The organism is Flavobacterium sp. B114r, from assembly GCF_056824125.1.
In genome coordinates, this window is the sequence record NZ_CP124858.1 from 2,718,385 (window position 1) to 2,734,138 (window position 15,754).

General features: G+C 33.5%; 9 protein-coding genes. 8 read left to right on the forward strand and 1 reads right to left on the reverse strand.

Features of this window, described 5'->3' with window-relative positions:
• Positions 1–52 precede the first annotated feature (52 nt).
• The gene (locus QLQ94_RS11670) at positions 53–655 is read left to right on the forward strand and encodes a trimeric intracellular cation channel family protein (protein WP_271335801.1); all 603 of its coding nucleotides are present in this window, start codon (positions 53–55) and stop codon (positions 653–655) included.
• Between the two features lie 218 nt (positions 656–873).
• Here the strand turns inward: QLQ94_RS11670 and QLQ94_RS11675 are convergent, their stop codons facing one another.
• The gene (locus QLQ94_RS11675) at positions 874–1,557 is read right to left on the reverse strand and encodes a cell division ATP-binding protein FtsE (RefSeq protein WP_482499827.1); all 684 of its coding nucleotides are present in this window, start codon (positions 1,555–1,557) and stop codon (positions 874–876) included.
• Between the two features lie 339 nt (positions 1,558–1,896).
• Here QLQ94_RS11675 and QLQ94_RS11680 point away from each other — a divergent pair, with 339 nt between their 5' ends.
• The 7 genes from QLQ94_RS11680 (at position 1,897) to QLQ94_RS11710 (ending at position 15,592) form a co-directional block, all read left to right on the forward strand.
• Positions 1,897–4,911: a tetratricopeptide repeat protein gene (locus QLQ94_RS11680; RefSeq protein WP_482499828.1), complete on the forward strand. Its 3,015-nt coding sequence runs from the start codon at positions 1,897–1,899 to the stop codon at positions 4,909–4,911.
• Positions 4,912–5,048: 137 nt separating this feature from the next.
• Positions 5,049–5,912: a PhzF family phenazine biosynthesis protein gene (locus QLQ94_RS11685; RefSeq protein ID WP_482499830.1), complete on the forward strand. Its 864-nt coding sequence runs from the start codon at positions 5,049–5,051 to the stop codon at positions 5,910–5,912.
• A gap of 120 nt (positions 5,913–6,032) precedes the next feature.
• Positions 6,033–7,787 carry a TonB-dependent receptor gene (locus QLQ94_RS11690; protein WP_482499832.1) on the forward strand — a complete coding sequence of 585 codons (1,755 nt, stop codon included), beginning with the start codon at positions 6,033–6,035 and terminating at the stop codon, positions 7,785–7,787.
• A gap of 193 nt (positions 7,788–7,980) precedes the next feature.
• Complete coding sequence (locus QLQ94_RS11695; protein WP_271335806.1) at positions 7,981–8,430, forward strand: hypothetical protein; 450 nt, start codon at positions 7,981–7,983, stop codon at positions 8,428–8,430.
• 610 nt (positions 8,431–9,040) lie between these two features.
• The gene (gene asnB, locus QLQ94_RS11700; protein WP_271335807.1) at positions 9,041–10,717 is read left to right on the forward strand and encodes an asparagine synthase B; all 1,677 of its coding nucleotides are present in this window, start codon (positions 9,041–9,043) and stop codon (positions 10,715–10,717) included.
• A gap of 319 nt (positions 10,718–11,036) precedes the next feature.
• Complete coding sequence (gene asnB, locus QLQ94_RS11705) at positions 11,037–12,653, forward strand: asparagine synthase B (protein WP_271335808.1); 1,617 nt, start codon at positions 11,037–11,039, stop codon at positions 12,651–12,653.
• A gap of 203 nt (positions 12,654–12,856) precedes the next feature.
• Complete coding sequence (locus QLQ94_RS11710) at positions 12,857–15,592, forward strand: M16 family metallopeptidase (RefSeq protein ID WP_482499833.1); 2,736 nt, start codon at positions 12,857–12,859, stop codon at positions 15,590–15,592.
• Positions 15,593–15,754: the final 162 nt, after the last annotated feature.

Sequence of the window (15,754 nt, forward strand, 5' to 3'; positions counted from 1 at the left end):
TTCAGTTTTTGAACCTTTGTATCTTTGTACCTTTGCAACTTAAAAAAATAGAATGTTTCATTTATTAGATCTTATCGGTACAATGGCTTTTGCAATGTCAGGTGCCTTAACGGCTATGCATAAAAGACTTGATCCGTTTGGTGTTTTTATCATTGCTTTTGTTACGGCGGTTGGTGGCGGTACGCTTCGTGATGTCTTGATAGGCAGAACTCCGGTAGGATGGATGCAGGATCTGCAATATGTTTATGTAATAATCTTAGGTTTTGGCTTCGCCATTCTTTTCAGAAAGAAGTTTGACAGATTAAGGACTTCTCTTTTTTTGTTTGATACTATCGGACTTGGTGTTTTTACTTTGATAGGTCTTGAAAAAGGTCTTGAAAAGGGGCTGCATCCTGTAATTTGTATTGCTTTAGGAACTATGACAGCTTGTTTTGGAGGCGTAACACGTGATATTTTGTGTACCGAAATTCCAACAATATTCAGAAGAGAAATTTATGCTACCATATGTATTTTGGGCGGAATCGTCTTTTTTGCACTAAAAAAACTGAATCTTGATAACGATATTTTATACGTAGTAACTTCTGTGGTTATTATTACCGTTCGATTATTAGCAGTAAAATTCAAATGGTTTTTACCGGCATTTGATCACAAATAATTGTTTCGCAACATTTGCATTCTTAAAATTACTTTGCTTATTTGGCGATAAAAGGAATAAAAGAATGACAAACTTATCAGCATGTTTCCCCAAATAAATTTTTATTTCTGATTATGATGTTATATTGAATTCCTAAAATCACAGAATTGTAGTTTTAAATGCTGAACAAGCACAAAAAACATTTAATTAGGATAGAATTAGAATTAAAATAGAAAGAATTATACGCTGCGTTGTACTACTTCAAAAATTCTTTCGTCTTCGCATTTCAATGTTTTAGACGGGAATTTTAGCAATAAAGCATAATCATGAGTTGCCATGATCACGGTTTTACCGTTTGCGTTAATTTTTTTCAATACTTCCAGAACTTCAGAACTGGTCTGAGGGTCAAGGTTTCCTGTTGGTTCATCAGCCAGGATAAATTCAGGATCGTTTAGTAAAGCTCTTGCAATAGCAACACGTTGCTGTTCTCCTCCTGAAAGCTGATGTGGCATTTTATTGGTGTAATCTTTCATACCAACTTTGTCCAGAACTTCATCAATTTTGCGTTCCATTCCTTCTTTATCAACCCATCCTGTAGCTCTCAAAACAAATAGCATATTGTCTTTTACGGAACGGTCCGGCAGTAATTTGAAATCCTGAAATACAATTCCGATTTTACGTCTCAAATACGGAATGTCTTTTTCTTTTAAAGTAGCCAAATCAAATTCAACAATATGACCTTCACCTTCAGTTAAAGGCAAATCCCCGTACAAAGTTTTTAGAAAACTACTTTTTCCGGAACCTGTTTTTCCAATAATATAGATGAACTCACCGTGGTTAACATCTAAATTAATATGAGATAAAATTTTTCTTCCTTCCTGATATATAGTAACTTCTTTAAGAGACAGTACGGTTTGTGACATAATAAATTGATTTGATTGGTAAAAGTAATAAGATAACGCTTGTATTCAAAATAAATTTGAATCATTTCTTATAAAATATCGAAATGAATTTTAAACCATATAAGTGATATAAGTTCATTTTAGATACGTAATGCTGAAAAAATTCTTTGTACCAACGGATATGATTTACTGTCGAAAAGAAGTCCGTAAAACTCCTAACTTATAATTACTTATATCACTTATATGGTTTGAACTTAATTTAGAAATAAGCATTGTTAAATATTTGTTCATAATAAAAGCTTGAAACGTTTCGTTATAAACGGTATAAAATGATACATTTGAATACTAAATATAATTAAAATGCGTAAACTTTCCTGGTTCTTTTTATTACCAATTATCCTTATTTCGACCATAGTTTCGGCACAAAAATCGGCTATTTATACTTATGATTTAAAGGATTTTGACAAAGCACTGGCTTTATATAATGACAAACAATATGCATCGGCCCAACTTATCTTTGAGTATGTAAAAAACAATGCCACGACAGAAGAAGTTCAGTCAGATTGTGCATATTACATCGCCAATTGCGCCATTAGAACCAATAAAGCAAATGCTGATGCTCTGATGGAAAAATTCGTTACAGATTATCCAACAAGTACCAAGCAAAATCAGGCGTATATCGAGGTTGCTCAATATTTCTTCGAGCAGGGAAACTATCCTAAAGCGTTGCAATGGTTTGATAAAGTAGACGAAAGTTACATGAGCAAATCCGAATCGGATAAATTTAATTTCCAGAAAGGTTACAGTTATTTCAATGCTAAAAAGAAAAAGGAAGCTACAACCTACTTTAACAAAGTCGTAAACTCTGCTGAATTTGGTTCTCAGGCCAAATATTACTTAGGTTTCATGGCTTATGAAGGTGATGATTATAAAGAAGCAACTAAATATTTTGATGAAGTTTCAGGCGAAGAAAAGTACAAAGAAAAGCTTTCGTACTATCAGGCAGACATGAATTTCAAGTTAGGAAATTTTCAGAAAGCAATCGATTTGGGGCAGAAAGCAATGAGCAAATCCAATGCACTTGAAAAATCTGAACTGAATAAAATTATAGGAGAAAGTTATTTCAATCTAAAGCAATATGACAAAGCGATTCCGTTTTTAGAGCAATACGCAGGTAAAAAGGGGAAGTGGAGCAATACTGATTTTTACCAGTTAGGATATGCGTATTATGAGCAGAAAGAGTATGAAAAAGCGATTTCTCAATTCAATAAAATTATCGAAGGAAAAGATTTCGTAGCTCAAAACGCTTATTACCATTTAGGTTTAAGTTATTTAAATACGGGTAAAAAGCAAGAAGCATTAAATGCTTTCAAAAATGCTTCTGAAATGGATTTTAATGCACAGATTCAGGAAGATGCAGCTTTAAATTATGCTAAAGTGAGTTATGATATCGGAAATGCTTATCAAACTGTTCCGGGAATTTTACTTGATTTCCTAAAAAAATACCCAAACAATTCAAGCAGATCTGAAGTAGAGAAATTATTAGTAGATTCTTATATTTCGACTAAAAATTACAAAGAAGCTTTAGTTTTATTAGAGAAAAACAGATCGGCAGAGAATAAAACTGCCTATCAAAAAGTACTTTTCTACAGAGGTATAGAATTGTATAACGAATCAGAATATCAGGAAGCAGGAAAAATGTTCAAAAGCGCAATCAGCGAACAAAAAACACCTGAGTTTACGGCACGTGCCACTTTCTGGAAAGCAGAAACAGAATATGTTACCGGTGATTTTCAGAATGCATTATTGAGTTACAAACAGTTTGCTGGCCAGGCTGCATCAAAAAGTACAGCTGAGTATAAAAACATCAATTATAATATTGGATATACTTATTTTAAACTAAAAGAATATGATCAGGCAGGAAATTCGTTTCAGGCACAAATAGACAATTCTAAAGAAGATAAAGTTCGTTTGAATGATTCATATTTACGTTTAGGAGATTGTCGTTTTGTAACGTCAAAATACACGGCAGCAAATGAAGCTTACGCAAAAGCAATTGAAGCAAGAGGTGTTGATGCTGATTATGCTCAGTTTCAAAAAGCGATGGCGTACGGTTTTATGTCTAAAAATGATAAGAAAATCGGCGAGTTGAATAATTTTCTTCAGATGTATAAAAAGTCAGAATATCGTGATGATGCTTTATATGAATTAGGAAATAGTTATGTGGCAGAAAAAAAGAATGATCTTGCCCTAAAAACCTATGATCAGTTAATTTCTGAATATAAAAACGGTGCCTTTACTTCAAAATCAATTCTAAAACAAGGTTTGATTTATTACAACTCAGATCGTGAGGACCAGGCTTTGGTAAAATTCAAAAAAGTAGCCGCAGAATTCCCGAAAACACCGGAAGCTCTGGAAGCAGTTTCGACAGCCAGATTAATTTATGTAGACTCAGGAAAAGTAGATGAATATGCAACCTGGGTTCGTACTCTGGACTTTGTTGCCGTTACAGATGCAGAACTGGATAATGATACTTATGATGCTGCTTTTAAACAATACAGCCAAAATAACAGCAAACAGGCGATTACCGGTTTTGTGGGTTATATCACTAAATTTTCAACAGGGTTACATTCATTGGAAGCTAATTATTATTTGGCACAATTGTATTATACAGAAGGTTCAGAAACAAAATCAGTTGCCAATTATCAATATGTAATTGATCAGCCAAGAAACGAATTTACAGAGAAATCGTTAACCAAATTAGCGCAGATTTTCCTGAAAGCAAAAGATTGTGATAAATCAATTCCGGTTTTAGTAAGATTAGAAAATGAATCTGATTCGTCTCAAAACAAAAGCTTTGCACAAGCAAACCTGATGAAATGTTATTATGACAAAAAAGATTATGACAATGCAGTTGTGTATGCTGACAAAGTATTGCAAAATATAAAAGCTGATGCAAATGTAAAAGCCGATGCTCAGATTATTGTAGCACGCGCGGCAATGCAAACTGGTGATGAAGACAAAGCAAAAGCGGCTTATGCTAAATTATCAGCAACATCAAAAGGAGAATTAGCGGCAGAAGCATTGTTTTATGACGCTTATTTTAAAACGAAAGAAGGCAAGTTTGACGCTTCGAATGTTTCAGTTCAGAAATTAGCAAAAAACTATTCAGCTTATAAATATTACGGAGCGAAGAGTTTGGTTTTAATGGCTAAAAACTTCTACGGATTAAAAGACAGTTATCAGGCAACTTACATTTTAGATAACGTAATAAACAATTTTACCGATTATCCGGATGTTGTCGAAGAAGCTAAAAAAGAATTGGCGGCGATTAAAGCAGAAGAAGCTAAAACGAATTCGTCGATTAATAAGTAAGAATTAAAGAGAATAGAATAAAGAGCAAAGAATAAAGAGCAAAGAATAAAGAAAATAGAACAAAGAAAATAGATATAAGAGCAAAGATTGGAAAGTCTATTCTCTATATTTTATTCTCTTAAAATCTTTTAAGAAAAATGAGTTTACCCTTTTATATAGTTGATGTTTTTGCTGATAAAAAATATGCCGGAAATCAATTGGCGGTTTTTATGGATGCGGAAAAATTAAGTGCTGAAGAAATGCAGCAAATTGCGCGCGAAATTAACTTCGCCGAAAGCACTTTTATAACCAAACTTGACAAAGAAAATAATAAGGCCGAGATAAAAATATTTACACCCTCTCAGGAGATGCAATTTGCGGGACATCCGATAATTGGGACTTCATGGGTTTTGATGAATAAAGTATTTGATAATGCGCCGGAGAATATAAAATTAAATGTTCCAATTGGGCCAATTGCAATTCATCAGTCTGAAGGTTTGATTTGGTTAAAAGCAGCCCAGCCAAAATTTTGGGATATTTTTTCGAAAGAAGATATTACAGTGTTTAGTAATCTGGAAAACCATGATTTTGAAAATCAATTTCCTATTCAGGAAGTAACCACCGGAAGTGCTTTTGTAATGGTTGGATTAAGCAGTAAAAGAGCGTTGGAAAATTTGGTTTTAGACAAAGATAAAACACAAAAATGGCTTAAAAATAATTGCAAAACAGCTCATCAGGCTTTATATTTTTATTATTTAGAAGGTTCTAAATTGTTTAGCAGAATGTTGTGTATTGAACACAATCAATTGATCGAAGATGCTGCAACAGGAAGCGCGAGTACATGCTTGCAGGCTTTTTTGCTAAAATATCATAAACCTGAATTTGAATTGATTAATTATCAGGGAGACTATATCGGTCGTCCCTCTCAGATTTATTTTAAAGGAAGTTTAAACGACAACGAGTTTGATATTCAAATAGGTGGAAAAGCTCAATTTGTTGCAAAAGGTGAATGGGAAGCTTAGGAATAAAGAGAATAGAATAAAGAGAATAGAATAAAGAACAAAGAGTTTGAGTAGAATAAAAAGGATTTAGTATAGTCTATTTTCTATATTCTTTTCTCTATACTCTTAAAATAAAGAAATATGAAAATTAATTGCCATAATAAAATCATCATTTTACTAGTATTGTTTGTTGTTCAGGTTTCGTTTTCTCAGATTAAAAAAGAGGAAACGATAGGAACAGAAACGGTAAATGTGGTAAAGCCTTATTCGCCAACAATTTCGGATGCTTTTAAGATAAAAGAAACTCCGTCACTTGACGATACAGGAAATCAGCCTAAAGAAACTATAAAATATAGTATTCTTTCAGTTCCCGTAGCTTCTACATTTACGCCTTCAAAAGGAAAAGCAGAAGGTGTTGAGAAATCAAAAAGAGAAAAACTATTTAATAATTATGCGACTTTGGGAGTTGGTAATTATGGGACTTTAAATGCTGAATTGTTCGTAAATCAGGATTTGGGAAATAATGATTACGTAGCAGGAATGTTTCGTCACCATTCGTCTCAGGGCGGAATTAAAGGTGTAGATCTTAATGATGAGTTTTATGATACAGCATTAAATGTAGGTTACGGCGTAAACAATCGTGACATGTCGTGGAATGTTGATTTAGGATACCAAAATCAATTGTACAACTGGTATGGTTTACCGGCTGAATTTGGTTCGACTTTGGCGGGACAAACCCGTAATGATTTAATTAGAGGAATCAATCCGAATCATTCTTATAACACTATTTCATTAGGAGGAAATGTCGAATTTAACGAAGGGATTTTTAGTAAAATATCAACTAAATTCACGCATTTTTCAGATAGTTTTTCTTCTTCAGAGAATCGCTTTTATGTAAAGCCTTCTTTCAAAGTAGAAGTTATGGATCAATCGATCAACACCAATATTATTGTAGATCACGTAAGCGGATCTTTCGAACATAATTATGCGCGTGACAATACACAACCTCTAAAATACAGTTTGACGAATTTTGGAATTGAACCAAGTTTTGTTATTCTTGAAAACGACTGGACATTAGAATTAGGAGCAGGATTGTTCTATGGTTTAGATTCTGAAAACAGTGGAAACAAGTTTTATATCTATCCAAAAGTAAATGCGTCGTATAAATTAGTTGGTGATTTAATGATTTTTTACACAGGAGTAAATGGAGGTTTAGAACAAAATTCTTATGCTGATTTTGTAAACGATAATCCGTTTTTATCGCCAACATTAAATATGAAACCTACGAATAATCAATATACTGTTTTTGCAGGTTTAAAAGGTAAATTGGCAAACAATATCAATTATAACCTTACAGGATCTTATCTGAATGAAAAAGATAAAGCACTATACAAAGGGAATGATTATACAGAGGATTTCTCGAATCAAAATTATGCTTTCGGGAACTCATTTGGAGTAGTTTATGACGACGTTAGAACATTTCGTTTTTATGGGGAATTAAAAGCTGATTTTTCAAGAAATGTATCTTTTGGAATCAACGGAACTTTTAATAGTTACAAATACGACGGAATTGAAGCTTGGAATTTACCGTCGATGAAAATAAGCTCAAATCTTGATGTAAACATTACAAAACAATGGTACGCTGGTTTGAATGTTTTCTTTGTAGGAGAGCGTAAAGACATGCAATCGAATCTTGATTTAGGAACTGATCCGGTTATTACAACTCTTAAAAGTTATTTTGATGCCAATGCACATTTAGGATACAAATACAACGAACGTTTGACTTGTTTCTTAAAATTGAATAATATAGGAAACCAAGCGTACGAAAAATGGCTGAATTATCCTGTACAAGGATTTCAGGTGTTAGTAGGGGCAAATTATAAATTTGATTTTTAAGGTTTTCTAACCGCAAAGACCGCAAGGAATTTTATCTCACATTTTGTTGAGAAAACGCAAGGTTCGCAAAGCTGATTCAATATCAGACTTTGCGAACTTTGTTTTTATAATTAGTGAAAATTTGTGTAATTCGTGGCGAAAAAAATTGCGACCTTTGCGTAAAACCTAGCGCTCTTTGCGGTTAAACTACAATATGGAATTCAAACAAAAAATACATTCACATTACCTGCAAATGGTTCAGGACCGCATTGATGTTTTCAGAGATATGATTTCGGCTTTGACCGAAGATTCTAAAAACGATGCCAAAGGTTCTGCCGGTGACAAACACGAAACGGCTTTGTCGATGATGCATATCGAGCAGGAAAAACTTACCAATAAACTAAAAGAAGCGATAACTCAAAAAGCGATTTTAGATAAAATTGACGCATCAAAAACTACTGAAAATATTATTTTGGGCAGCTTGGTAAAAGCCAACGGAATTTATTTGTATGTAAGCGTGGCACTTCCTAAAATTGCAATTGACGGAATCAATGTTATTGCACTTTCACCTCAATCTCCGCTTGGATCTCATTTAATGGGGAACAAAGTTGGGTTTAAATTTGAAATCAATAAGACGCATTATACGATTGAGAGTGTTTTGTAAGGTTTGATTTTTTGTGTAGTCCCTACGGGACAATTTTATTTCCGCGTTTATTTTTTCTACCGACATTTAATCTCTACGAGATATATTAAATATTGATATTTGTTTTTTCTACCGACATTTTTTCTCTACAATATATACTCCTTTAGGAGTTAAATATCGGTAGAAAAAGAATGATCACATGATGAAATTGTCCCGTAGGGACTACACAGGATTATAAATAAAGAGATTCCACACAATCTTGTCATCCCTCGTTCCTCTAGATGACAAACAAGGTGATGGAATTTGTATGATGAAATTAAAAATTGATGAAAAGAACAATTACCAAACCACTTTTCTTCTTCTCTTTAGGAATCTTTCAGTGATTTTTGAATATCATAATATTTAACTCAAATATCTCTTTAAAACCTTGTGTTTTGTGCCTTGTTTAAGATTGAAATTGAAATTTTCAAGTTCAGGCCTTTTTTTACTGTTAAAATTTTACATTTTATATGTAAATGTCATTTTTTGGTTTTAAATTATAACTGAAATAAACTTTTATGTTTTTCAATTGTAACCAATACCGCATCTTTGCCTTATCAAAATAAAAATTTACAAATAAAAATATATAGTTATGTGTGGAATCGTATGTGCCTTTGATCTAAAACAAAAAGCCGAAACATTAAGACCTCAAGTATTAGAAATGTCTAAAATCATTCGTCACCGCGGACCGGACTGGAGCGGAATTTACAGCAATGATAAAGCAATTCTTTCACACGAGCGTTTGGCAATTGTAGATCCAGCTTCAGGAAAACAACCTTTATTTACAGAAGATAAAAAATTGGTTTTGGCTGCAAATGGTGAGATTTACAACCACAGAGAATTGCGTAAACAATTTGAAGGAAAATATAACTTTCAGACAGAAAGTGACTGTGAAGTTATTTTAGCACTTTACAAAGAAAAAGGACCACACTTTGTAGACGAAATGAACGGAATCTTCGGATTCGCTATTTATGATGTTGAGAAAGATGAGTATTTTATTGCTCGTGATCACATGGGTATTATTCCCCTTTATATTGGTTGGGATCAGCACGGGACTTTTTATGTAGCTTCAGAATTGAAAGCATTAGAAGGATATTGCACAAAAATTGAGTTATTTCCTCCAGGACATTATATGACAAGCAAAGACGGTGAATTTGTACAATGGTACAAAAGAGACTGGGTAGATTATGATGCTGTAAAAGACAACGAAACAAGTATTCCTGCAATTAAAGAAGCACTTGAAGCGGCGGTTCACAGACAATTAATGAGTGATGTTCCTTACGGAGTTTTACTTTCAGGAGGTTTAGATTCGTCTATTACTTCGGCTGTAGCCAAAAAATTTGCACAAAAACGTATTGAGTCAGATGATACTACAGATGCGTGGTATCCTCAACTACACTCTTTCTCAGTAGGATTAGATGGTTCTCCTGATTTAGCCGCAGCTCAAATTGTAGCAAAACATATCGGAACAATTCACCACGAAATCAAATTTACAATTCAGGAAGGTTTAGATGCAGTTCGTGATGTAATTTATAACCTGGAAACGTATGATGTAACTACGGTTAGAGCATCAACTCCAATGTGGTTAATGGCGAGAGTTATTAAATCAATGGGAATCAAAATGGTATTGTCAGGTGAAGGTGCAGATGAGTTGTTTGGAGGTTACTTATACTTTCATAAAGCACCAAATGCAAGAGAATTTCACGAAGAAAACGTTCGTAAATTAGGCAAACTGCACATGTACGATTGTTTGCGTGCAAACAAAAGTTTGGCAGCATGGGGAATCGAAGGGCGTGTTCCGTTTTTAGATAAAGAATTTATGGATGTTGCGATGCGTATCAACCCACAAGATAAAATGATCAACAAAGAGCACCCAATGGAAAAATGGGTAGTTCGTAAAGCTTTTGAAGATATGTTGCCGGAAAGTGTAGCATGGAGACAAAAAGAGCAATTTTCTGATGGAGTAGGATACAGCTGGATTGATACTTTGAAAGAAGTGGTAGCCAAAGAAGTTTCAGATGAGCAATTGGCAAATGCAAGATTCAAATTCCCTTTGCAAACACCAACTTCTAAAGAAGAATATTACTATCGTTCGATCTTTGCAGAACATTTCCCTAGTGATGCAGCAGCTTTATGTGTGCCTCAGGAAGCAAGTGTTGCTTGTAGTACAAAAATTGCGTTGGAGTGGGATGAAGCTTTCAAAAATATGAACGATCCTTCAGGACGAGCAGTGGCAAGTGTACATGATGACGCTTACGCGCAAGCATAAACAGGAATTATTAGAATTAGTATATATTATTTTTCCGAAAGACGTTCTCAGTATTGAGGACGTTTTTCTTGTCTAATAATGTTAAAAACTATTATTTCAGATACTTAAATTTTTTTTTCAGCAATTGTTTAAGTTTCTTTTTTATATTTGGCATTCGCTGAAATAAAACAAATCACCTGTATTGTAGCTATATAATTACAGGAAATAGATTATTTGGTATTAGTTTGAGCTAAAAATTAGAAGATTATAAAGGAAATTACTGCCGGCTTACTTTGTTTTGATGTGAGCGAAAATTAAAATAAATAAAAAATAGAATAGTATGTCTGGATTATTGGCCGTTATTGGTAAAGGAAAAGACCCGCAACTCGTAAAAGAGCTTTCTAAAAGAATGTCGCATCGTGGTCCTGATGAACGTGATTTGCATATTATGGAGAATGGCAGTATTATTTGTCATGAAAGCCTGTCGATTATCGATTTAAAATCGGGTAAACAGCCAATTCAGGGAACTAATAAAGCCTGGATGGTTCATGATGGGGAAATCTATAATTACCAGGAATTAAAAGATACAGTATTAAAAAATCATACGTTTAGAACAAAATCAGATTCAGAGGTAATTGTGCATCTGTATGAAGAATTTGGATACAAGTTTTGTAATATGCTTGATGGCGATTTTGCTTTTGTTATCATAGATGGTGATAATTATATTGCCGCCAGAGATGCAGTTGGTGTTAAACCATTATATTACGGATTGGATGAAAGAGGAAGAATCTATTTTTCGTCAGAAATGAAATCAATTGCAGATCAGTGCAAATCGTTTTCAACTTTTCCTCCGGGGCATTATTACACAGGAAAAACAGGTTTCGTAAAATATTATAATCCTGATTATGAAGATCATTCGAATGCTAATCAGGCATTAGATCTTGATCTGGTTCGTGAATCGTTAATACAGGCAACTCGTAAACGCTTAATGAGCGAAGTGCCGGTAGGTGTTTTACTTTCAGGAGGATTAGACTCCTCATTAACATCAGCAATTGCAGCGCGATTGTTGAAGGAAAGCGGAGAAAAACTACATTCTTTCTCTATTGGTTTAGATGCTGATTCTCCTGACAATAGTGCTGCAAGAAAAGCGGCTGAATTTTTAGGAACAGAACATCATGAAATACATTTTACGGTAGAAGAAGGTGTTGCTATTTTAGAAAAAGTGATTTATCATATCGAAACTTATGATATCATTTCAGTGAGATCTGGCGTACCAATGTATTTGTTATCAAAAGCAGTAGCTGATCAGGGAATTAAGGTAATTCTTTCAGGAGAAGGAGCTGATGAAGTTTTTGGAGGTCATTTGTATTTTAGAAATGCGCCATCTACAGAAGAATTTCAGGATGAAACAATCGAAAGAGTTCAGAAATTGTTTACCGCAGATTTATTACGTGCAGATAAAACAACAATGGCACACGGACTAGAGGCCAGAATTCCATTTTTGGACAAAGATTTTTTAGATGTTTCAATTCGAATTAAAACAGAAGAAAAACAACCAAAGACATATGATGGTATTGAAAAATATATTTTAAGAAAAGCATTTGATACCCCGGAAAACCCATATTTGCCAACTGAAATTTTATGGAGACAAAAAGAACAGTTTTCTGATGGAGTTGGATATAAATGGGTTGATGAATTAATTGAATATTGTGCTACCCAGGTTTCTGATGAACAATTAGCCGGAGCAAGTGCTGAATTTCCATACAATTCACCAACAACAAAAGAAGCTTACCTATACAGATCTATTTTTCATAAATTCTATCCACAGGTTAGTGCTGCACAAACGGTTCGGAAATGGATCCCGAAATGGCAGGAAAACCAGGATCCGAGCGGAAGAGCAAATGCTGCACACGTAAAAGCAGATATTGAAATTTCTAAAGCGGGAGTTGTAGCGTAAATTTCAAAAAGAGAAAAAAATAATTTCCAATTTGGAGAATAAATACTTAAAATCCGAAGCAACATGAAATATGTTGTTTCGGATTTTTTTATGTCTCATTTTTAGAGTTTTGTCCCAAAACTCAGGGATAAAAATTAGAATTTGATATTCAGAAAAATACTATATTTGATTACCAAAGAATAAATTAATTTTAAATGTAATCCATGAGAAACTTATTATTAAGTAGTATTTTATGCTGTTCGCTTGTTTCATTGAGTTCGGTTTATGCGCAAAAAAAGATTGAAACTCCTAAATACATTAAAAATGTAGAAGGTGTAAAAGAGTATTCATTGAATAACGGATTAAAAGTACTGTTGATTCCGGATGCTTCTCAAAGCAATATGATTGTAAATATTGTTTATAATGTAGGTTCCAGAAATGAAGGTTACGGAGAAAAAGGTATGGCGCATTTACTGGAGCACATGCTTTTTAAGAGCACTAAAAATTTAGGAGACATAAAAAAAATGCTTTCTGATAAAGGAGGAAATGCAAACGGAACTACTTGGTTAGATCGCACTAATTACTACGAAATTTTTCCTTCTAATGATGAGAATTTAAAGTGGAGTATAGAAATGGAGGCAGACAGAATGGTTAATTCGACCATTTTGCAAACGGATCTTAGTAAGGAATTTTCAGTAGTAAGAAATGAGTTTGAAATAGGAGAAAACAATCCTGATGGGGTTTTGCAGGAAAGAATACTTTCTGCGGCTTATTTATGGCACAATTACGGCAGAAGTACTATTGGAAGTAAAGAAGATATTGAACGCGTAAAAGCGAATAGACTTAGGGTTTTTTATGAAAAATATTATCAGCCGGATAATTCAACTTTAATAATTGCCGGTAAGTTTGATGAGAAAAAAGCATTACAATATGTAGGGCAATATTTTGGTGCGATTCCAAGACCTAAAAGAGTTTTAGATAAAACTTATACCATAGAACCAGCTCAGGATGGCGAAAAATATGTAGAGCTTAAAAGAGCAGGAGACAGCAAAAATATCGGAGCTTTATATCATACTGCAGCTTATGTAGATAAAGATTATGCTGCAATCGACGCATTAGGAGAGATTTTAACGGCTGATCCATCAGGTTACTTGTATAAAACATTGGTCGAAACACAAAAAGTATCCAGTATTTATTTTTGGCAGCCCATTACAAGAGATGCCAGCTTTTTATATTTTGGGGTAGCAGTTCCAAATGATAAAGATATTAAGGCAACAAAGGAAATTGTAAGAGACGAACTGGATAAAATAGGTGCAACAAAATACACAGATGAAGATGTAAGCAGAGCGAAAGCTAAAATTATTACACAAATCGAAAGTGTAAAAAACAATACCATTTCGTTTGCAATAAATCTTACTGAAGTTATTGGAGCAGGAGATTACAGATTAGGATTTTTGTACAGGGATGCTGTCGAGAACTTAACAAAAGAAGATATACAAAGAGTGGCCGAGAAATATTTTAGAAGTAACAATAGAACAGTTGGAGTATTTATTCCGTCAAAAGACGAACAAAGAGTAAAACCTGCTGAATATACAGACGAACAATTAGTTGCTTTTACAAAAGATTACAAAGGAAAAGCTTTAGAAAAAGAAACAGCTGCATTTGAAGCTTCGATTAAAAATTTAAAACAAAATTTAGTTGAAGGAAAACTAAGTAATGGTGCAAAATACGGATTGATTAAAAAAGAAATTAAAGGAGGAAAAGTTCAGGCTAATTTTAAATTTCCGGTAAGCAATCAAAAAGATTTAGCAGGTAAAACTGATGCCGGTGGTATTCTGGCCCAATTACTGAAAACAGGAACTAAAAGCAAAACCAAAGAGCAAATTCAGGATAGACTGGATCAGTTAAAATCAAGTATCAATTTTAATTTTACAAGACAAACCCTGTCAATTAATATTAGTACTTATAAAGAGAATTTTAAAGAGGTAATGGAGATTTTGGGCGATTTGCTGGTTAATTCTACTTTTCCGGAAAATGAACTAACAAAAACAATCAGTGATTATAATACTTATTTAGAATCGAACTTAAATGATCCCCAGTCAGTCGCATTTACAGAGATTTCAAGACAAACGACAAAATACCCTAAAGAAAGTATTTTTTATACCTTGACAATTCAAGAACAGATCGATGCTTTTAAAAAGATCAAACAATCCGAAATAGTTGATTTTTACACCAATATTTTAGGAGGAAATAATGGGGTAGGAAGTATTGTAGGAGAACTTGATGCAAAATCAACAGCAGAGATTTTAGAAAATACGTTTGGAAAATGGAATTCTAAATCGAAATATGAACTTGCTTTACCTACTTATTTTGAAACAGCGAAACTGGACAAGGATGTAATTACTCCTGATAAAGAAAATGCTGTTGCCATAGGAAGAATAAATTTTAAAATGGACAGAAGCAACCCTGATTATCCTGCCTTTATTATGGCGAATGAGATACTGGGAAGCGGAGGGTTTTTGAGTGCAAGAATTCCTATGAGATTAAGAGAAAAAGAAGGAATAAGTTATGGAGCAGGCTCTTTTATTGATGTACCGTTGATAAGTGATGTGGCTTCATGGAGTTATTATGCGTTTTTAAATCCAACAAAAAAGAATGCCGTTGAAACCGCGACGAAAGAAGAAATTGCAAAAGCATTAAAAGATGGATTTACAGCAGAAGAATTAAAATCAAATTTGGTTAGCTGGCAAAATGAGAGAAAAACCAGATTGGGAGTTGATGATACCTTAATGAGTTTGACAAACACTTATCTTCAATATGGCATTCCTCTGGAAGATTATGATGCTCTGGATGCTAAAGTAAAAGCCTTAAAAGTAGAAGAGGTAAATGCAGTTTTGAAAAAGTATTTGAGCCTGGATAAAATGACTTCGATTTATGTTGGAGATTTTAATAAGAAATAGTAAAAAAGAAAAATTTCAATTTTCTTAAATTCCAAATCTTAAATCCGAAATGACATTAAAATTGTTGTTTCGGATTTTTTATTTCATCCTGCTCTCAAGATTATAATAGATGTTGTTATTTGATTTTTTTGTGTTATTCCTATTTTTGGAATTTGGAATTTA

Bases quoted from the DNA above. Each gene is read 5' to 3' on its own strand.
- QLQ94_RS11685 (WP_482499830.1), top strand. From the start codon at position 5,049: ATGAGTTTACCCTTTTATATAGTTGATGTTTTTGCTGATAAAAAATAT.
- QLQ94_RS11695 (WP_271335806.1), top strand. From the start codon at position 7,981: ATGGAATTCAAACAAAAAATACATTCACATTACCTGCAAATGGTTCAG.
- QLQ94_RS11670 (WP_271335801.1), top strand. From the start codon at position 53: ATGTTTCATTTATTAGATCTTATCGGTACAATGGCTTTTGCAATGTCA.
- asnB (WP_271335808.1), top strand. From the start codon at position 11,037: ATGTCTGGATTATTGGCCGTTATTGGTAAAGGAAAAGACCCGCAACTC.
- QLQ94_RS11680 (WP_482499828.1), top strand. From the start codon at position 1,897: ATGCGTAAACTTTCCTGGTTCTTTTTATTACCAATTATCCTTATTTCG.
- QLQ94_RS11675 (WP_482499827.1), bottom strand. From the start codon at position 1,557: ATGTCACAAACCGTACTGTCTCTTAAAGAAGTTACTATATATCAGGAA.
- QLQ94_RS11710 (WP_482499833.1), top strand. From the start codon at position 12,857: ATGAGAAACTTATTATTAAGTAGTATTTTATGCTGTTCGCTTGTTTCA.
- QLQ94_RS11690 (WP_482499832.1), top strand. From the start codon at position 6,033: ATGAAAATTAATTGCCATAATAAAATCATCATTTTACTAGTATTGTTT.
- asnB (WP_271335807.1), top strand. From the start codon at position 9,041: ATGTGTGGAATCGTATGTGCCTTTGATCTAAAACAAAAAGCCGAAACA.